We start from the raw sequence: 19,534 nt of genomic DNA, 5'->3' as shown, positions 1-19,534 counted from the left end.
ACCGATGACCCAACCAGACATGACCCTGATCGACGATGCGCTGCTGCGCGACTGGCCGCTGCCCATGCCCAGCGATGGAGGCGACAAGGAAGAACGCGGCCGCCTGCTGGTGATAGGCGGTTCGCGCCAGATGCCTGGCGCCGTCATCCTGGCGGCGACCGCGGCCATGCGCGCCGGCGCCGGCAAGCTCGCGATTGCCACGGGCGAGAGCGTTGCCCAGCTGGTGGCGCTGGCGATACCCGAGTCGCGCGTGATCGGCCTGCCGGAAACCGAGGATGGCGGCATAGACGCTTCCGCCGCAAGGACGCTGGCCAGCATGCGCGGCCGGCTGGATGCAGTGCTGATCGGCCCCGGCATGCAGGACGAACCCGCGATCTGCGAATTCGTCCGGGCGCTGCTGCCCATGCTGGACGGCGTGCGGCTGGTGCTCGACGCGGCGGCCATGGGCGTGGTCTGCGATGCGGGCAAGGATTGCGGCGCCGGATTCCTCGGGCACAGCGGCGCGGAGGTGCTGCTGACGCCGCATGCCGGCGAAATGGCGCATCTTTCGGGTGCCTCCAAGGAAGAAGTCAGCGCGGACCCGGTGCGCATGGCCCAGCGCATGGCGCGGCAATGGCAGGCCACCGTGGCGCTGAAAGGGCCAACCACCATCATCGCCGCGCCCGAGGGCGAGACCTGGAAGCACGAGGGCGGCAACGTCGGCCTGGCCGCCTCCGGCTCGGGAGACACGCTGGCTGGCATCATCGTCGGCCTCGCCGCCCGCGGCGCCACGCTTGCGCAGGCCGGCGCATGGGGCGTGGCCCTGCACGCGCGCGCTGGCGATGCCCTGGCGCGGCGCTCCGGGCCGCTCGGCTACCTGACGCGTGACCTGGCGGCCGAAGTGCCGATGCTGATGCACAGGCTGGGGACGGACGAGAGATAAACTGGCGGATCACAATGGATGTTGGCGAAACTATGTGCGCTGCCGAACGGAAACAATTTCCTCGGCGCAGCACTATGGTGGTTTTACGACAACATTTCCGCGACCATGAACTCCTTCTCCCTGATCCGGCTCGCCCTGAATGGCTTGCTCGTCTGCGCCGTGCTGGCGCTGCTGGCCCTGGCAAGCCAGGCATGACGTCACCGGCCAGGCTGCAATACCGGTTCCAGGGTGTAAGCGCACAGATGCGACGCCACTGACGTCACCAAGCTTACACGATTCGTATTTTACGAATAAAACGTTCCGTTATCTTCGCTTTTAACATTGCCCCGATCACTCTAACATCGTGCTGTTTCAACGACTGTCCGCCGATTCCGGCGGCGGTTTTCCATATCGACTCGACAAGGAGCTGGGCCATGAATGATCGTTACACCGCGTTGCGCCATGGCGGCGCAAGCACCGTGATGGACGGCGCGGCGCACCGGGTGCTGCGCAATACCTACATGCTGCTGTCCATGTGTCTCGGATTTGCCGCCGTTACCGCTGGCGCATCCGCCGCGCTCGGCCTGCCGCATCCCGGCATCCTGCTGACCCTGCTGGGCTATTTCGGCCTGATGTTCCTGGTGACGAAAAACCGCGACAGCGGCCTGGGCGTGGCATTCCTGTTTGCCCTGACCGGCTTCATGGGCTACACGCTGGGTCCCATCATCAGCATGTACCTGAAGATGCCCAACGGCAGCCAGGTCGTGATGACCGCGCTGGGCGGCACCGCCGCGATCTTCCTGGCCCTGTCGGCCTACGCGCTGACAACCAAGCGTGACCTGTCCTTCATGGGCGGCTTCCTGATGGTGGGCGTACTGGTGGCCTTCCTGGCTGGCCTGGCGGCGCTGTTTCTGAACATGACGGCGCTGTCTCTGGCGGTTTCCGCAGTGTTCGTGCTGCTGATGTCTGGCATGATCCTGTACGAGACCAACAACATCGTGCGCGGCGGCGAGACCAACTATGTACTGGCGACATTGTCCCTGTTCGTGTCCATCTTCAACCTCTTCACCAGCCTGTTGCACCTGCTGGGCTTTACCAGCAAGGAATAAGCAATATGGCCGGGCGCCCTCCAGCGCCCGGACCAGCAGGCGCCGTCCATCTGGATGGCGCCTTTTTTTATTGAACCCGTTTAACGGAGAACGCCCATGATGGAACTGCTCACCGACCCGCAGATGTGGATCGCCTTCGCCACCCTGACCGCGCTGGAGCTGGTGCTGGGAATTGACAACATCATCTTCATTTCCATCCTGGTCGATAAGCTGCCGGTGGAAAGGCGGGAAGCAGCCCGCCGCATCGGCCTGTTTGCCGCCATGTTCATGCGCATTGGCCTGCTGCTGACGCTGGCCTGGATCGTCGGCATGACGGCCCCGCTGTTCTCGATTCTCGGCCAGGACATTTCCGGCCGCGACCTCGTGCTGATACTGGGCGGACTGTTCCTGCTGTGGAAGAGCGTGGGCGAGATACACCAGACCATCGAGGGCGAGGAAGAGCATGGCGCCGGCAAGGCGGTGAAGGCCACCTTCGGCGCGATCATCCTGCAGATCATGGTGATCGACCTGGTGTTCTCGCTGGACTCCATCATCACCGCCGTGGGCATGGTCAATGAAGTCGCCGTGATGATTGCCGCGGTGATCGTATCGGTGGGCCTGATGATGCTGTTCGCCAGCCCGATCGGCCGCTTCGTGTCGGCCCATCCGACCATCAAGATGCTGGCGCTGGCTTTCCTGGTCGTGATCGGCGTGGTGCTGATCGCCGATGGATTTGGCTATCACATGCCCAAGGGGTACATTTACACAGCCATGGCGTTTTCGCTGCTGGTGGAACTGCTCAACATGCGCATGCGCAAACGTCATTCGCGTCGCTAGCAGTCCAGGCAGCGAGTCGTTGCGGCGAGCGCAACCTTTTCCGTGCGTCCACGTCAAATCCGGACGCTCACTTTTGAAAGGACAGGATCATGAGGCTGGACATTTACAGACGCCCTGAAAGCAATGGTCATTTCTCCTACCTGGCGGTGCCGGAAGGCAAGCCGATTCCGGAGGAAGCGATCAGCGTCGACTGGGAAGAGGCCGACCGCGGCGTCGAGGTCGCCGACGGACAGTCTTCATTGGCCGACTTCTCGATCGACGAGCCATTGCAGCAGATCAGCGCCAAGGGCTACGCCATCACCAGCATCAAGACCCTGGGCGATCCCACGCCCATGCCCTGAGCGATCACGGCAGAACAGGGAGCCGCCGGCGGCGGCTCCTTCGCACCGCGCCCGCCGCGGTGCGTCGCGCCAGCCACATCGGTGGCATCAGTCATACCAGTCATACCAGTCACACCAGCCCCGCTTCATCCAGCTCCCGCTTCAGATAGGCATACAGCACCGGCGCGGCAATCACGCCCGGCACGCCGAATACCGCTTCCATCACCAGCATCGCCGCCAGCAGTTCCCAGGCGCGGGCATCGATATGGGTGCCGATGATCTTGGCGTTCAGGAAGTATTCGAGCTTGTGTATCGTCACCAGGAACACCAGCGAAGCGATGGCGACATTGAGCGAATGCGACAAGCCCACCACCACCAGCACGGTGTTGGAAATCAGGTTTCCGATCACGGGAAGCAGCCCGGCCACGAAGGTGATGGCGACCATGGTCTTGGACAGCGGCAGGCGCACGCCGGCCAGCGGCAGCGCGACGAACAGGAACAGCGCGGTGAAGGCGGCATTGATGGCGGCGATGCGCACCTGGGCAAACACGATCTGCTCGAAGGCCCTGGCCAGCGAGACCACGCGCGCATGCAGCGCGGCGGCGAGCGGCTTGTAATTCTTCGGCTCGGTGGTGTCATACAACGCCGCCATCGCGCCCACCACCATGCCGATCAGGATATGCGCCACCACCCTGCCTGCCTGCTCGCCCATGCTGCGGGCTTCGACCGCGTGGTCGCGCATCCAGCGCGTCATCATGTCGCGCAGCGCGTCCACATTGGTGGGCAGATGGCCGCGCAGCCATTCCGGCAGCTGCGCGCGAGATGCCTGGATGATGTCGGCGGTCCGCTGCAACAGCAGCGCGATCTGCTCGGGGTCGGAGACGTAGCTGATGATGGCCCAGACCCCGCCGGCCAGCACAGTCACGATCAGCCCGCTCAGCAGCGCTACCGCAATCATGCGCTGCCGCTCGTCGCTGATCTGGCGACCCAGCACCGGCGCCAGTAGGTGCACCAGCGCATACACCAGCAGCCCGGAAAACAGCGCCGCCAGCAGGCCCTTGTACAGCACCAGCCAAAGCATGATTCCGGTCAGGATGTAGGAAGCGACGACGACGGGATCGGTTCGTTTTGGCGGTGTTGTCATAAAGAGGATGTTGTACCTGAATGTTGTGCGCCTACCTTATACCAATCGTGCTTGCGCTCACAAAAAAAACCGCCCACGTTTTGCGTGGACGGTTTTCAGGACCGGCAGGCCGGCGCCGCGGGCGCCGGCTGCTGGAGGTCAGGACAACTGCTGGATGCCAGCCAGTGTCCAGCCACCCTGGCCGGATGCAGGCTTGGTCAGGTTCCAGACTTCCGCGAACGGCTCGGCCGGCGCATTTTCCATCTCGCGGATCATGCCGCTGAACTTGACGCTGGCCAGGTGGTCGGCGCCGCTGTTCTCGATGCCCAGCAACTGCGCATCGAGCGTGACGACGTCGGTGTGGTTGGACGACGCGCCGCGCTCCTGGATCTGCATGCGCAGTTCGGCAAACATCTCCGGCGTCGTGAATTCACGGATGTCGTTGGTGTCAGCCTTGTCCCATGCGGCCTGCAGCCGGATGAAGTAGGTCTTCGCATGGCGCAGGAAACCCTGCGTGTCGAAGTCGGCCGGCACGCCCCACGGTGCGCTGGCCTGGGTGGCGGCCGCCGCTGCCGCCGCGCCGCCGAACACCGGCTCTTGCGACTGCAGTGCGGACGGACGCCCCTGCTCAAGCTGCGAGCCGATCTCCGGCGTCATCGACTGCTGCATGCCCTGTGCGCCGGCATAGGCCGGACGCAGACCGGCGTTGCCCTGGCTGCCCTGCGACTTGCTGCGCACCATGCGGTAGATGAACAGGCCGGCCATCACCAGCAAGCCAACCATCAGGATCGTGCTGATCATGCTGGCCAGCGCGCCGCCGATGCCCAGGTTCGACAGCAGTGCGCCCAGGCCGAGGCCCAGCAATGCGCCGCCCAGCATGCCTTTCCACGGGCTTGCCGGCTTGGGAGGCGTTGCCGCCGGCGTGGCCGGACGGGCTGCTGCGGATTGCGCCGCAGAAGACTGGGCTGGCGCCGCCGACTGCGACGGGCCGGCCTGGTTGACGCTCTGGGACTGCTTGCCGACCGAACTGCCGCCGCCCATGCGCTTGGCTTCCGCGCTGGACAAGCCGATGCTGACCGCCATGACGGCGACCATGACGCCCATGACTACCTTTTTCATTTGCTGCTCCTCTCGTTAGCATTCAGTGTGAAGGCGGTCACACCAGCCGATTCGGTTTTGAACACTGCATCATACGGAGCGGAATCGCATTAAAAAAGCGAAGTTAAGTTGATTATTTGTTCGTTAAATACGAAACGAAAAAGGCGTTCGGATCGTTTGCGGCAGCTTTGTACGGCAACGAACAGACTGCAACCGTCCCCTTCGACTAGTTTGTTTGTCTGGCTGCCTGCAAACGATGTACCGCGATGAAAAGCAAACAAGGAAACCGATGAGCGACTACCTGCCGGACTGGCTGCACCGGCAATTGATGCTTGCCCTGCCCTGGCTGCCCGACAGCCAACGCTATGCCTGGCTCGATGTGTTGCTGCAGGTAATCGTGGTGCTCCTGGTCGTGATGATCGGCGACCGGCTCGGCATGCCGGTGCTGCAACGGCTGGCGCGCCACTTTCCGTTTTCGCGCCGCCTGCTCAGGCAATGCCGCCAGTCGCTGCGCGTGGCCATATTCTTCCTGCTGCTGCAGATCATTTTCCGCGACAGCGAGTCGACGCTGCGCATTGCGCCGCTGCTGCTGCACATTTCGGCGCTGCTGACGATTGCCTCGCTGACCTGGCTGTCCACCCGGGCGGTGCAGTCGATTGCCGACACCATCGTCGAACTCAATCCAATCGACCGCGTCGACAACCTGGCCGCCCGCCGCATCCATACCCAGACCCGGGTGCTGGCCAGGTCGGTCAATGTGCTGATCATCCTGATCGGCACCGGCATGGCGCTGATGACGCTGCCCCTGCTGCGGCAAATTGGCACCAGCCTCCTGGCATCGGCGGGCGTGGCCGGCCTGGTGGTGGGTTTCGCCGCCAAGCCGGTGCTGGGCAATCTGCTGGCCGGCATGCAGCTGGCCATCAGCCAGCCGATCCGCCTGGACGATGTGGTCATCGTCGAAAACGAATGGGGCCAGATCGAGGAAATCACCGGCACCTATGTGGTGGTGCGCATCTGGGACCAGCGCCGCCTGATCGTTCCGCTGCAATGGTTCATCGAACATCCCTTCCAGAACTGGACCCGCAGCAGCGCCGACCTGCTGGGCGCCGTCACGATCTGGGTGGATTACCGCCTGCCGCTGGCGCCGCTGCGCGCGGAGGCGCAGCGCCTGTGCAGCAATCTGGAGGAATGGGACGGCCGGGTCTGCGTGGTGCAGGTCACGGATGCGAACGAGCGCGCCATGCAGGTGCGGGTGCTGGTCAGCGCCTCGGATGCGGGCCGCACCTTCGACCTGCGCTGCAAGGTGCGGGAAGGACTGCTCGACTTTGTGCAGCGCGCCCATCCCGACTGCCTGCCGCGGCTGCGCGCCGACACCGCCGGCGAGGACCTGGCGGCGCAGAAAGCAGCCGCGCCGGCGTATCAGTCGCGCAAATCCTGATCGGGCGTTGCCTCCTGCCCGTCCAGTTTCACCGGCTCGATCAGGTGCGGGTCGCTGTTGCCTACCCGGTTGACGTCCCGGCTCACCGGATACCAGTCGAATTCCTCCGCCGGCACCGCCATCGAGCGCGCCAGCTGTTCGGCCTGCTCGGCCGGCAGGTCGGGGTCCATCCACAGCCGTGCATCCTCCGGCCCGAGCACGACCGGACGGCGGTCATGCACATCGACCATCCCCGCGTCGGCGGCGGCCGTGACGATGACAAAGCCGCTTCCCTCCGGATTCTCGCGGTCCGGGCGCACATTCGTGATCGCCGCCAGGAACAGCGGTTCATTGGTCTTGCGATGGATGTACCAGGGCTGCTTGTGGCCTGCCTTGCCGGTCCACTCGTACCAGCCGTCTGCCGGCACCAGCACCCGGCCATGCAGCCACATGTGGCGAAAATACTTGCCGGTGGCCGCCTTTTCGATGCGTGCGTTGATCGCCATCGGTATGCCTTTTTCTGCCGCCCAGTTGGGCCGGTAGCCCCACCGGACCGCATCCACCATGGGTTCGCCTTCGCTCATTGCATGAATCAGCCAGGGCGTGGTGCCCGGCGGCGTGTTGTATGACGGCTGACGGCTGGCTGCCTCGTCGCTCATCCTGAGAGGCAGGTCCAATACCTTGACATAGTCGAGTGGTTTTCTGTGCTGGGTGATGCGTCCACACATGACAGCCTCCATAACGCGACGCCAACGGTCGCTGATCGAATATTTGCTAGAAAACCTATTATGCAGGCGATCAATTCGGACGACATGAGCGAACCGGTATTGGTACGCCTTGATTCCCGACAAAGAATTACAGGAAGGTTGCGGACGATCAAATGGAGAGGACGGCCTTGATTGTGTCTTAATGCAATTTATTGTAATTTAACATTGTTCCGGAACACCATTGAAGGCACGACAACAGTGCCGCAACCATTTCCGGAAAGCGGCAGGCAACACAGAAAGCGCTGGTAGTGAATGCAGGTGAACTTAATCCGGCTCAGGAATTGGCGACCTTCAAAAATTGCACGCAGTTATTGTTTTTAATCAAAAATAAAATTAGCGATAAGGAAATTTTGTGCGTTAAACGATGTCTTTAAGACAGCACAGCGCACCATTCCCAACCTGACATTTTGAAAGTGATTTAGCCATGGCGTCCGAAAACCTTGTAACCCAGGAATCTTACAATCCTAACCATCTGCTCGACATCCTGATCGAGCGCCTGAATTTGAAGAACGATGCTGCACTCTCCCGCGCGCTGGAAGTCGCACCGCCCGTGATCAGCAAGATCCGCCACCGTCGTCTGCCGGTCGGCGCCTCGATGCTGATCCGGATGCACGAAGTCAGCACGATGAGCGTGCGCGAATTGCGTGACCTGATGGGCGATCGCCGCACCAAGTACCGGCTGAGCGACGCCCAAGGCAAGCCCAAGCCAGCACCGGCGCAGCCGGCAGGCGACAAGCAGGCCAATAGCTAGGAGCCTGTGCCGTCGGCCAGCGCTGGCCGCAATTGTCGTGCGCTATCATGCCGTCACCCTGACCGGGGCTGACGGCATTTGCTTATCAGGCAGACGAAAACAATGAATGCATGCGATTCCAACCCCGTACCGAAAGCCCGCCGGCTGCGTTGGCCGGCACTGGCGGCCGCCATCCTGCTGGCGCATGGCGCGTCCCATGCCCAGGCGGTGCGCGTTGAGGTCCTCAACAAGCAGCTCGATCACCCCTGGGGCCTGGCCTTCATCGACAAGGGCCGCATGCTGGTGACGGAAAAGGCGGGCGCGATGCGGCTGATCCAGCCCGATGGCAGCATGGGCGCGCCGCTGGCCGGACTGCCCAGGGTCGATGCCGGCGGCCAGGGCGGCCTGCTCGATGTGCTGGCCGACAGCGGTTTTACCCGCAACCGCCTGGTCTATTTCTGTTTTTCCGAGCCGGCGGCGAGCGGCGCGGGCAATTCCACGGCGCTTGCCGTGGCGCGCCTGTCCGACGATGATCGCCGCCTGGAAAACCTGAAGGTGCTGTTCAGCCAGAAGCCGAAGTTCGCCAGCAACCACCACTTCGGCTGCCGCATCGCGGAAAGCCCAGACGGCAAGCTGTTCCTGACGCTGGGCGAACGCTTCCGGCGCATGCAGGATGCGCAGACGCTGGACAACCATCACGGCAAGGTGGTGCGCATCAACAAGGACGGCACCGTGCCGGCCGACAATCCCTTCGTCGGCAAGGCCGGCGCGCTGCCCGAGATCTGGAGTTACGGTCATCGCAATTCACAGGGCGCGACCATCGGCCCCGACGGCCGGCTGTGGACGCACGAGCACGGGCCGCAAGGCGGCGACGAAATCAACCGTCCGGAGGCCGGCAAGAATTACGGCTGGCCTGTGATCACGTATGGCGAAAACTATGGCGGCGGACCGATTGGCGCCGGTCTGACCGAGAAGGCCGGCATGGAGCAGCCGTTGCATTACTGGACCCCGTCGATTGCGCCGTCCGGCATGGCGTTCCTGAGGAGCGACCGCTATGGCCGCGCCTGGCAGGGCAGCCTGTTTGTCGGTTCGCTCAAGTTCCAGTACCTGGACCGGCTCGAGATCCGCGACGGCCGCGTCGTGAAGGAGGAAAAATTGCTGCAAGACGTAGGACAGAGAATCCGCGATGTGCGGGAAGGCCCCGACGGCCTGCTGTACGTGCTCACCGATGCATCCCCGGGCAAGTTGCTGCGCCTGGCGCCGGGGTCCTGACGCGATGCCCGGCCTGATCAAGCACCGAGGCGTGCGCATCGTCACACTGGAAGCCGGCGACACCGTGGAGCGCCATGGCCGCCCTGGCGACATCATGATCGAGGAGCGCAGCGACGGCTGGTATCTCCACTTCATCGCCGACGACGGCAGCGCGGACAGCTATGAAGATCCGTACGACAGCTATAACAAGGCGCTGTGGGCCGCCAAGGCGGCGGCGGAGTATCAGGCCAGCGGGGAGTAATCCCCTCTTCTCCAATCTTCAGGCCGCAGGATCTTTCCACAAGAGGCCGGTACATATCAGTTCCCCCCGCTGTCCGGGCATGTCCATCAGCGGGTTCCCATGGAGAACTGGATGAAAAAGCCTTTTTTTCTGGCGCTTGCATCAGCAAGCGCCGCTTTCCTGCTGGCTGCCTGTTCGGACGGCTCGACCGATTCGGCCGACGGCAATGCTTCGGCAAGCGTCGAATTGCCCAGGCCGACACCGGCGCTTGCGGGCAGCGTGGCGGTCGGCAGTATGCCGCTGGTGCCGTTACGATCCCCTGCGTCGGCTGCCCCGTTATCGGCCACCATCCTCGCTGCGGCAAAATCATCGTCCAATGACACGCTGGGTCCGATATCGACCACCGACCCCAGGATCGTGCTCGGGTCCAACCGGGCCCTTGCCAATCCCTGGCAGCCCGGCAACATCGAACGCAAGCTGGTTGCCCTGCCTCCCGATACGGCAAGCCGGATGCCGACCGGCAAATGGTTCAAGGGGGTTCTTTACCAGAGCCCGCTCAACCTCGACGCCTACTTCACGCCTACGAAAGACGACAACGATGCGCGGAACAGGGGCGGCGAGACCGAGCAGTCGAACATCTTCGCTTTCCCCAACAAGCTCGGCATCGACGACAGGATAGGCATGGTGTCCGTCAGCTTTGCATCACGCCGCTATATCGCCTACGGTATCGACGGCAACGCGGACGTCTACGATCTCCGCAATCCCTTCAAGGCCGACACCCTGCTCTACCACTTGGCGCCCAACGGCAGCCAGGATATGCGCCTGACCTATGTGCAGCCTGTCGAAGGGCGACTGTCCCGCCAGGTCGATCATTTCGACGAGCTGACCGTGTCCACCAGCTGGCGCAACAGCACCGGCACCCGATTCATGCAGCTGCTGGCGGCGGAAGGCTCGCCCTACGTGACCATGCGCTACGCGGGCTTGCGTCCAGTGGTGCAAGTGGGCCAAGGAAGCCACGCGCGCACTCTCAAGGATGCATTCGGCCTGCCGCTCAATCCCGTGCAATACGAGTACGACAAGCAGGAAAGCGATAATGGCATCCAGGCGGTTGCCGTTGGCGAAGAGCCGCTGCAAGCCTTCACCGAAAACAACCAGCAGCGCGTGACGCCGACATTAACCGGCACCAAGTTCCGCTTCGTCTATCAGACCCCGGACCGGGCCCGGACAAAACCTGGCACCAATGACAACAAGGAGATCGCTCCGCTGAACTCCCTGAAGGAGCTGGTGGTCTATGCCTCCAGCCCGATCACCCTGGAATGGGACACGCCTTCGCGCTCCTACGTGGCCAGGGAGGCTTACTCCGGGACGATACGCACCGCGCTGGTGGATGATGTCGCTCAGGAAGCATGGGGCGCGAAAGTCACCGGCATTTCGGACATTCCAAGCTTCAAGGCGCGCCGCGCCATCCTGGACCGGTATGCGGCAACCTTCCCTACCAGTTCCAGGATCTATCTCGAATATGACGGCAATGCCGCCGGCCTGATCAGGTACAAGTGGGCCATGGAACGCATGGACGGTGCAACCGCCCAGGGTGCCGACCTCCTGATGATGGGCTTCGATGCCACGCATATTCCGTCGCTGCGCAATCCAGCCAAGGTCGATGGCCTGACATACCGGTCCAACTTCGGCACGATGAGCGCCATTGCCGGCGACGAATGGGCGCAGCAACTGAGCATTCCCGGCATCCTGCGCAATGGCGCGGAAGCCAGGCAACTGTGGATGGGCAACGGCGATATCAAGGCGGCCGACCTGCCGAGACTCAAGGCATCGCTGGCCGACGACACCAGGCTGCTCACCACGGACTTTCTCGCTAGCTGCAATGCGGACTCCTACATCTGCGGAAAGTATCTGCACAATGTGAGCCGTCTTGCCCTCATTGCCCAGAGCGTCGGCGACACCGCCAGCCGCGACCAGCTGGTTGCCTACCTGAAGAAGTCGCTTGCGCTCTGGCTGGATGGCGTCGATGCAAACGGCCGTCAGGTCGATCCCCTGACAGACCGCGTCAACGACACCTTCGTGTATGACGCAAGCAATGGCGGCACAATCACGTCGCTCGGACTGCAGAGCTACGACAAGGACTATCACAACCGTGCCTATGTCGACCACATGTTCCATTACGGCTATTACGTGTATGCGGCTTCGGTCGTGGCCGCGCTGGATACCGACAAGGAAAATCCGTGGCTGCCGGCTTATGTCGACAAGGTCAATCTGCTGGTGCGCGACATCGCCAATCCCAGCCTGGACGACACGCACTTCCCCATCATGCGCACCTTCGACTGGTACCGGCTGCAGAACATTGCCGATACCGGGCCGGACCCCAACGGCGGCAACACCGAGTCATCCAGCGAATCCATCAATGCAAGCTATGCGCTGGCCACATGGGGAGCCGTGATTAAAAATTCGCCGTTCCAGGCCATGGCCGCCATCATGACTGCAGCCGAAATCAGAACCACCCAGGCCTTCTACCAGGTCACTCCGGAGACGGCTTACCTGAAGAACCTGGATTACCCCGCAGTGGATGTCAGCGTCAAACGGGCCAACGGCAATGCAACGATGACGATCCGCCCAAGCGATGAACCGGTGATGAACATCCTGCGTGCCAATATCGTTGAAACGAACACCTTTTTCGGGCCGCTGCTTGCCAACCGGATCGGCATCAACCTGCTGCCGATCAGCCCGATTTCCGAATTCGTGATATCGCCGGCCTGGGCAAGGATCCACAGTGCCACGCTGCGCAGGCTTGAGGACAGCAACACGGATCTCTTCGCCAGCATCATCAGTACGCCGCCCGACCAGAGCGCGGCATGTTTCCTGGCAGGCTATGATCCTACCAAGCCTGATCGGGATGTACAGGGCCTGCCAATGCCGCCAAATCCCGGCGCGATCTGCGCGGGAAGGCTGCGGGTGCTCTACAGCTGGCGCCAGCTTCCGGTCGCAGCCAACGGCATCAACGACCCGGCCGGCACTTACCAGCGCTACGTTGGCTATATGGACGCGCTGCCGCAGCAGCAGGAAACCTACCGGCTCAACACCCGCTCCAGCGTGTATCCCAATTCCTCGCTGAATGCCGATGGCGTGGTCGCCGATGTGTTGAAGGACAATTCAACCCCATCGACCGATACCAATACGCTGTGGTGGCTGTCCTCGCGCAAGTAGGGGCAAGCGCCAATCTCGCGGGATCGACTCCGCTTTCGGGCGGAGTTTTCATTTGGCCTTGGGAACCCTTAGCGCAGCGGCGAATACGACGTCGGCACCAGGAAACTGTTTTCGATGCGTTCAACGATGATGGCCTGCGCTTCGGTCTCGGCCCGCTTGGCCAGCCATTCCGGATCGCTGGCGAAGGCATTCCACTTCTGCTCCCGTTCGGCCAGGCTGTCCCATTGCAGCAGGTAGGTCAGCGACTGGTTGCTGGGGCCGACCAGGGTGGTCCAGAAACCCAGCGGCTTGATGCCGTATTTCTCCCAGAACTTCAGGGTGATGTTTTCAAAGCGGGCATTCAGCGCCGGCAGGCGGCCGGGCGCGCAATGGTAGATACGCATTTCGTGAATCATGGCGGCTTTCGGTAGTGTGATCGTCAGGTAAACATGTTGAACTGCTTGTCCCGCCAGGCGGGCGCACAAGTGTAACCGCGCGCCGCCATCGGCGTCGAACCGGGCTCAGACTTCGAGGTAGGCCTTCCTGACGTCCTGGCTGGCAGCCAGCGCTTCCATGCTGCCCTCAAAACGCAGCTGTCCCTTTTCCAGCACATAGGCGCGGTCGCTCACCAGTTCGGCGAAATGCAGGTTTTGCTCCGACAGCAGGATGGAGACGCCGGCCTCCTTGAGTTCGAGAATCATCTCCGCCATCTGCTCGACGATCACCGGCGCCACGCCTTCGGAAGGTTCGTCCAGCAGCACCAGGTAGGGATTGCCCATCAGCGTGCGCGCCACCGTCAGCATCTGTTGCTCGCCGCCGCTCATCTGTCCGCCACGCCGGCCGGGCATGTCGCCCAGATTGGGGAACAGCCGGAACAGCCGGTCGACGGTCCATGCCGGAATGCCGGGGCGTGGCGGCTGGCGGCCGATCTCCAGGTTTTCCAGCACGGTCAGGTCGGTGAAGATGCGGCGATTTTCCGGCACGAAGCCCAGTCCCAGCCGGGCAATCCGGAACGACGGCATTGCGGCGATATCATGGCCCATGAAGCGGATTGCGCCGCGGCGCCTTTCCAAGAGGCCCATCACCGCCTTCATCGTGGTGGACTTGCCGGCGCCATTGCGGCCCATCAGCGCCACCACCTCGCCTGGCCGCACTTCCAGTGCGAGGTCGAACAGCACTTGGGCGCGGCCATACCAGGCATTGAGGCGTTCCACCTTCAACATGGGATCGCTCATGCCGGGCTCCGTTTCCTGCCCAGGGTGCCGGCGCCGAAATACACTTCCTGCACTTTCGCATTTGCCTGTATCGATGGACCGTCGCCCTCGGCAATGAGCTTGCCGCGGGCCAGCACGATGATCCGATCGGCATAGGAAAACACCACATCCATGCTGTGCTCGGTAAACAGCACGGCGATATTGCGCTCCGCCACCAGCTTCCTGGTCAGCGCCATCAGCGCATGGCGCTCCTGCGGCGCCATGCCGGCGGTCGGCTCGTCCATCAGCAGCAGGCGCGGCGCGTTGGCCAGCGCGATCGCCAGCTCGACCCGCTTCACGTCGCCATACGCCAGCACGCTGCAGGGCCGGTCGGCCTGGCTTTCCATGCCGACCTGCGACAGCAATTGCAATGCCTCCTGGCGGTGGAAGCCGGCGGCCGGACGCCACAGATGGAAGATCTTGCGCTCGCGCGACAGCAGCGCCATCTGCACGTTTTCCACCACCGTCATCGAACTGAAGGTCTCGGTGATCTGGAACGTGCGGCCGACGCCCAGGCGCCAGATCGCGCGCGGCGCCATTGTGGTCAGTTCATGGCCGTCGAGGCGGATCGAGCCGGCGTCCGGCCGCAACTGGCCATTGACCATGTTGAAGCAGGTCGTCTTGCCGGCGCCGTTGGGCCCGATCAATGCCAGCAGCTGGCCGGCCGGCAGGTCGAACGACACATCGGCGACAGCCGCCACGCCGCCATAGGACTTCTTCAGGTTGCGCACCTGCAGCAGGCTCATGATGTGGCCTCCTGGCGCTCGAAGCGGCTGCGCAGGGCGCCGACCACGCCCTGCGGGAAAGCCAGCACCAGCAGCAGCATCACGCCGCCAAGAAGAGCACGCCAGTATTCGGTTTCCCGCGCCAGCAGATCCTGCAGCCAGGTAAACAGCACGCCGCCGACGATCGGGCCGGACAAGGTCTGCACGCCGCCCAGCAGCACCATCACCAGGCCATCCACCGAGCGGCCGACCGAGATCGTTTCGGGCGAGATGCTGCCCTTGGAAAAGGCAAACAGGGCGCCGGCCACGCCGCAGAACAGGCCGGCCAGCACGAACGCCATCCACTGCACCCGCTTGACGTGGATGCCGATGGCTTCGCTGCGCAAGGGCGAGTCGCGGCCGGCGCGCATCGCGTAGCCGAAGGGCGAGAACAAAATGCGCCGCATCAGCCAGATGCAGCCGGCGCAGAGCACCAGCGTCAGGTAAAAATACGCGCCACGGCCTGCCAGCCAGGCCGACGGCCAGATGCCGACGATGCCGTTGCTGCCGCCGGTGAGCTCATCGGACTGGTAGACGATGGACCAGACGATCTGCGAAAACGCCAGCGTCAGCATCGCCAGGTAGACGCCGGACAGGCGCACGCAGAACCAGCCAAACAGCAGCGCGCCCAAGCCTGCGACCAGCGGCGCGGCCAGCAGCGAGACTTCCATCGGCATGGCCAGCGCCTTGAAGAACAGCGCCGCGCCGTAGGCGCCCAGGCCGAAGTAGGCGGCATGGCCGAAGGAATGCATGCCGGCCGGCCCCATGATGAAATGCAGACTGGTGGCAAACAGCGCTGCAATCAGCAGGTCGATCGACAGCGTGACCGCATAGGGAAAGCTCTGACCAGCCAGCGGCAGCGCCAGCAGCAGGACCACCAGCAGCCACGCGGCAAGGCGCAGCGCGGGCCGTGCCGGTCGCAATGGCGCTTCGATGTCGGCCGGATTGCGGCTGGCTGCCTGCGGCCGGCCCAGCAGCCCCCAGGGCCGCCATATCAGCACCACTGCCATGATCAGGAATTCCACCACCAGGGTCAGCTTGGAAAACGATACGTCCATGCCGAACATCTGCACGGTGCCGATGCCCGCGCACAAGGCCTTGGTCACGGCAATCAGCAGGGCCGCGAGGTAGGCGCCGGGGATGCTGCCCATGCCGCCGACCACGACCACGACGAAGGCATCGCCTATGGTCTGCAGGTCGAGGTTCAGGCTGGCCGGCTCCAGCGGCAGCTGCAGGGCGCCGCCCAGGCCGGCCAGGAATGCGCCGAGTGCAAACACGCTGGTGAATAGCCAGGCCTGGTTTACGCCAAGCGCTGCGACCATGTCGCGGTCCTGGGTCGCAGCCCTGATCAACGCGCCCCAGCGGGTCTTGTTGAGCAGCAGCCAGAGCCCGGCCAGCACCAGCGGGCCTATCCACATCAGCAGCAGGTTGTATTGCGGGAAGCGGCGCCCGAGCAGTTCAACCGAGCCTGACAGGCCAGGCGCGCGCGAACCCAGCAACTCCTCGGCACCCCAGACATAGAGCGCCGCATCCTTGATCACCAGCACCAGCGCGAAGGTCGCCAGCAGCTGGAACAGTTCCGGCGCCCGGTAGATGCGGCGCAACAGAAGCACTTCCACCAGCGCACCGATCGCCGCGACCGCCGCGGCTGCCAACAGCACGCCGCCCCAGAAGCCCAGCGGGCCCGGACCGAGCTGCGCAGTCAGCCATTCGGTCAGCGAATAAGCGATGTAGAGGCCCAGCATGTACAGCGAGCCATGGGCAAAATTCACCACGCGGGTGATGCCGAAGATCAGCGACAGCCCTGCCCCCACCAGGAACAGGGAGGAGGCGCCGGCCAGGCCATTGAGCAGCTGGATCAGAAAACTGGAAAGCGTCATGAGAGCATCATGCCTGAGGCCGCATCACACAGGCCGTGCGACCTGCCAGGCCAGATGGAAACGCGCAACCGGCATGGGCGCAATCCAGCGCACCATGCCGGGCATGCCGAACATCATCCGGCCTATTCGGCTGCACGCAAGGTCTTGACTTCGGCGTCCGGCGGCAGGAATTTCGCGCCGTCCTTGTACGCCGCGTTTTCCATCACGCCCTTGCCGCCCTTGACCGCCAGCGTGCCGACATAGGCGCCCATGGTGGACTGATGATCCTGCGCGCGGTAGGTGATGTTGCCGAAGGGCGTCTCCACCGGCAGGCCCTTGAAGGCATCCGCCAGCTTCTCGCTATCGGTGCTGCCGGCTTTTTTGATGCCGGCAGCCATCGACATCACCGCCGAATAGCCGACCACGGAACCCAGGCGCGGATAGGTGCCGTACTTCTTTTGATAGGCGTCGAAGAATGCCTTGTGTTCCGCTGTCTGTATGGTCTGCCAGGGATAGCCGGTGACGATCCAGCCCGCCGGCGCCTCATCCTTCAGCGGGTCGAGGTATTCCGGCTCGCCCGACAGCAGGCTGACGACGGCGCGGTCCTTGAACAGGCCGCGGGTGCTGCCTTCCCGCACGAACTTGGCGAGGTCGGCGGCGAACAGCACATTGAAGATGGCATCCGGCTTGGCATCGGCAAGCGCCTGCGTCACCGCGCCGGCATCGATCTTGCCCAGCGCCGGCGCCTGCTCCTCGACGAATTCAACATCAGGCTGCTGCTGCTTCATCAGCTTCTTGAAGGTCGCCACCGAAGACTGGCCGTATTCATAGTTGGGATACACCAGCGCCCAGCGCTTCTTCTTCAGCTTGACCGCTTCCGGCACCAGCATCGCCACCTGCATGTAGGTCGAGGGCCGCAGGCGGAAGGTATAGCGGTTGCCGTTCTGCCAGACGATCTTGTCCGACAGCGGCTCGGCGGCCAGGAAGAAGAATTTCTTCTGTTTGGCAAAGTCGGTCACCGCCAGGCCGGTGTTGGAAAGGAAGGTGCCCATCAGCACATCGACCTTCTCGCGCGAGACCAGCTCTTCCGCTACCCGGACCGCATCGCCCGGGTTCGCATTGTCGTCACGCGTGAGCAGCTCGACCTTGCGTCCGAGCAGGCCGCCGCCGGCATTGACCTGTTCCAGCGCCAGCTCCATGCCCTTCTTGTACGGTTCGAGGAAAGCGGCCTGCGCCTTGTAGCTGTTGATCTCGCCTATCCGGATGGCGTCGGCTGCCGTGGCAGCGCCGGCAAGACAGCTTGCCGCGATCAGCACGGCATATCCCGCTCTATGCTTGAAGTTCATCGAGTGCTCCTGGTATCTGGGTGTGTCCGGTATCAGCCGCAAAGCAATTCAGGCTGCCCGGATGGATGCGGTATGGCAATCAGCCGACATTCTAGAGGCTAAAGCGCATTTCGGGGCTGAGCGGTTTAGTGACGCCCGTGCTCGTACGGCGCCGGCACCGGCCGGCGCAAGCACCTCGGTCTGCAAAAAACTGGGCCTTTTTCGGATAGCACGCGCCGGATCTGCAATTGAAATAGGAGGTGGGCAACGCAAGCCTGCGATCCCAGCCATTCTCGATCCCTGCCTGAGGAAAAAATATGACGCAGTCCAATAAATCGGCATCGAAGGCAGGCGGGGCATCCCGTGCCCGGAAAAGTAAAGCGCTACCCAGCCCACGTCGCCGGACAAGACGCTGAAGCAGAACCAGCTTGATGACATCTCCGCGGGCAAGCTGCCGGCCGAGCGTGATCCGCAAAAACCCCGGCCTCCCGGCGAAACCGATGCATGAATCCATGAAAAACAGGCGAAGGCGCCGCTTTGGCGCCAGGCAGCGCTTTCGCTGCACCACCGACTGATTGCCCGGTCAGCTCATCGGCGGCTGCCCGTTCGACGCGGTCAGCCCGCCATCCACCGGCAGATTCACGCCATTGACGAAGCGCGCATCATGGCTGGCGAGAAAGGCAATCACGTCAGCCACTTCTTCCGGTTCGGCGCCGCGTCCGAGCGGAATGCGCTCGGCAAACTTGGCCATCAGTTCCGGCTTCTGGTACATGTCCTCGGTCATGTCGGTGCGAGTCAGGCTGGGGCAGACCGCGTTGACGCGGATGCCGTCGCGGCCATGGTCCAGGGCCAGCGCGCGGGTGAAATTGCAGACTGCGCCCTTGGCGGCGTTATAGATCGACAGCGCCCAGTCCCCGCCCAGGCCGGACACCGAAGCGACATTGACGATGGCGCCGCCGGTGATGATGAGTTGCGGGATGGCGGCGCGGCAGGCGTAATACACGCCGTCGAGGTCGGTTGACATCACCTTTTTCCAGTCGTCCACGCTGGAGTCGGTAATCTTGCCCTCAACGGCAACGCCGGCATTGTTGACCAGCACATCCAGCCGGCCAAACTGCCGCACCGTCTCCGCCACCAGCGCCTCGACCTCGGCCTGCTGCGACACATCGGTCACCCGCACCACCGCCTTGCCGGCCGGCAGGCTGGCGGCGACCTGGTCCAGCTTGTGCTGCGTGCGGCCGGCCAGCACGACCGTGGCGCCATCGCCGGCGAAACGCCGGGCGGTGGCGGCGCCTATGCCGGAACCGGCGCCCGTCACAATTACTACCTTGTCATTGAATCGCGTCATCATGGCTCCTGTGGTGT

General features: G+C 63.3%; 19 protein-coding genes. 10 read left to right on the top strand and 9 right to left on the bottom strand.

Annotated features, from left to right (window positions below):
- Positions 1-4: 4 nt before the first annotated feature.
- From ABC383_RS14920 to ABC383_RS14905, 4 genes are all read left to right on the top strand, one after another.
- Entirely contained in the window at positions 5-922 is a 918-nt protein-coding gene (locus ABC383_RS14920; RefSeq protein ID WP_413014879.1) for an NAD(P)H-hydrate dehydratase, read from the top strand.
- Positions 923-1,335: 413 nt separating this feature from the next.
- The gene (locus tag ABC383_RS14915; RefSeq protein ID WP_413014878.1) at positions 1,336-2,010 is read left to right on the top strand and encodes a Bax inhibitor-1/YccA family protein; all 675 of its coding nucleotides are present in this window, start codon (positions 1,336-1,338) and stop codon (positions 2,008-2,010) included.
- Between the two features lie 96 nt (positions 2,011-2,106).
- Positions 2,107-2,826, top strand: coding sequence for a TerC family protein (locus ABC383_RS14910; protein WP_413014877.1), 720 nt, complete (start codon positions 2,107-2,109; stop codon positions 2,824-2,826).
- An 89-nt stretch (positions 2,827-2,915) separates the two neighbouring features.
- Positions 2,916-3,167, top strand: a complete 252-nt coding sequence (locus ABC383_RS14905; RefSeq protein WP_217346375.1) for a DUF6139 family protein — start codon at positions 2,916-2,918, stop codon at positions 3,165-3,167.
- Between the two features lie 109 nt (positions 3,168-3,276).
- On the opposite strand, the gene ABC383_RS14900 is transcribed toward ABC383_RS14905, so the two are convergent.
- On the bottom strand, positions 3,277-4,290 hold the full coding sequence (locus ABC383_RS14900; protein ID WP_413014876.1) for an AI-2E family transporter: 1,014 nt from the start codon (positions 4,288-4,290) through the stop codon (positions 3,277-3,279).
- Between the two features lie 138 nt (positions 4,291-4,428).
- Positions 4,429-5,388 carry a Tim44 domain-containing protein gene (locus ABC383_RS14895; protein ID WP_413014875.1) on the bottom strand — a complete coding sequence of 320 codons (960 nt, stop codon included), beginning with the start codon at positions 5,386-5,388 and terminating at the stop codon, positions 4,429-4,431.
- A gap of 268 nt (positions 5,389-5,656) precedes the next feature.
- Between ABC383_RS14895 and ABC383_RS14890 the strand changes: the two genes are divergently transcribed.
- Positions 5,657-6,805 carry a mechanosensitive ion channel family protein gene (locus ABC383_RS14890; protein ID WP_413014874.1) on the top strand — a complete coding sequence of 383 codons (1,149 nt, stop codon included), beginning with the start codon at positions 5,657-5,659 and terminating at the stop codon, positions 6,803-6,805.
- Here the strand turns inward: ABC383_RS14890 and ABC383_RS14885 are convergent.
- On the bottom strand, positions 6,787-7,512 hold the full coding sequence (locus ABC383_RS14885) for an SOS response-associated peptidase (protein ID WP_413014873.1): 726 nt from the start codon (positions 7,510-7,512) through the stop codon (positions 6,787-6,789). The genes ABC383_RS14890 and ABC383_RS14885 overlap by 19 nt on opposite strands.
- A 463-nt stretch (positions 7,513-7,975) precedes the next feature.
- On the opposite strand from ABC383_RS14885, the gene ABC383_RS14880 reads away from it, so the two are divergent.
- The 4 genes from ABC383_RS14880 to ABC383_RS14865 all read left to right on the top strand — a co-directional run bounded on the left by ABC383_RS14880 (position 7,976) and on the right by ABC383_RS14865 (position 12,989).
- Entirely contained in the window at positions 7,976-8,302 is a 327-nt protein-coding gene (locus tag ABC383_RS14880) for a hypothetical protein (RefSeq protein ID WP_194715139.1), read from the top strand.
- Between the two features lie 102 nt (positions 8,303-8,404).
- A complete protein-coding gene (locus ABC383_RS14875; RefSeq protein WP_413014872.1) occupies positions 8,405-9,553 on the top strand; it encodes a PQQ-dependent sugar dehydrogenase in 1,149 nt (382 codons plus the stop codon).
- 4 nt (positions 9,554-9,557) lie between these two features.
- Positions 9,558-9,794, top strand: coding sequence for a hypothetical protein (locus ABC383_RS14870; RefSeq protein WP_413014871.1), 237 nt, complete (start codon positions 9,558-9,560; stop codon positions 9,792-9,794).
- A gap of 111 nt (positions 9,795-9,905) precedes the next feature.
- On the top strand, positions 9,906-12,989 hold the full coding sequence (locus tag ABC383_RS14865) for a glycosyl hydrolase (protein WP_413014870.1): 3,084 nt from the start codon (positions 9,906-9,908) through the stop codon (positions 12,987-12,989).
- Between the two features lie 68 nt (positions 12,990-13,057).
- On the opposite strand, the gene ABC383_RS14860 is transcribed toward ABC383_RS14865, so the two are convergent.
- From ABC383_RS14860 to ABC383_RS14840, 5 genes are all read right to left on the bottom strand, one after another.
- A complete protein-coding gene (locus ABC383_RS14860; RefSeq protein ID WP_194715137.1) occupies positions 13,058-13,384 on the bottom strand; it encodes an NIPSNAP family protein in 327 nt (108 codons plus the stop codon).
- Between the two features lie 105 nt (positions 13,385-13,489).
- Positions 13,490-14,203 carry an ABC transporter ATP-binding protein gene (locus ABC383_RS14855; RefSeq protein WP_413014869.1) on the bottom strand — a complete coding sequence of 238 codons (714 nt, stop codon included), beginning with the start codon at positions 14,201-14,203 and terminating at the stop codon, positions 13,490-13,492.
- The gene (locus ABC383_RS14850) at positions 14,200-14,967 is read right to left on the bottom strand and encodes an ABC transporter ATP-binding protein (protein WP_413014868.1); all 768 of its coding nucleotides are present in this window, start codon (positions 14,965-14,967) and stop codon (positions 14,200-14,202) included. Before ABC383_RS14850 ends, ABC383_RS14855 begins: the two co-directional genes overlap by 4 nt.
- Complete coding sequence (locus tag ABC383_RS14845; protein WP_413014867.1) at positions 14,964-16,865, bottom strand: ABC transporter permease; 1,902 nt, start codon at positions 16,863-16,865, stop codon at positions 14,964-14,966. The genes ABC383_RS14850 and ABC383_RS14845 overlap by 4 nt, the downstream gene beginning before the upstream one ends.
- A 122-nt stretch (positions 16,866-16,987) precedes the next feature.
- Entirely contained in the window at positions 16,988-18,190 is a 1,203-nt protein-coding gene (locus tag ABC383_RS14840) for an ABC transporter substrate-binding protein (RefSeq protein WP_413014866.1), read from the bottom strand.
- On the opposite strand from ABC383_RS14840, the gene ABC383_RS14835 reads away from it, so the two are divergent.
- Positions 18,180-18,503, top strand: coding sequence for a hypothetical protein (locus ABC383_RS14835; RefSeq protein WP_413014865.1), 324 nt, complete (start codon positions 18,180-18,182; stop codon positions 18,501-18,503). The two genes, ABC383_RS14840 and ABC383_RS14835, sit on opposite strands and share 11 nt — an antisense overlap.
- Before the next feature lie 249 nt (positions 18,504-18,752).
- On the opposite strand, the gene budC is transcribed toward ABC383_RS14835, so the two are convergent.
- Entirely contained in the window at positions 18,753-19,517 is a 765-nt protein-coding gene (gene budC / locus ABC383_RS14830; protein ID WP_413014864.1) for a meso-2,3-butanediol dehydrogenase, read from the bottom strand.
- Positions 19,518-19,534 lie beyond the last annotated feature (17 nt).

The sequence above is a fragment of the Noviherbaspirillum phoenicis genome, from assembly GCF_047237965.1.
Taxonomy (GTDB): domain Bacteria; phylum Pseudomonadota; class Gammaproteobacteria; order Burkholderiales; family Burkholderiaceae_D; genus Noviherbaspirillum_A.
The sequence above is the reverse complement of the archived record's forward strand: the minus strand, read 5'-3'. Positions and strand labels throughout refer to the sequence as shown.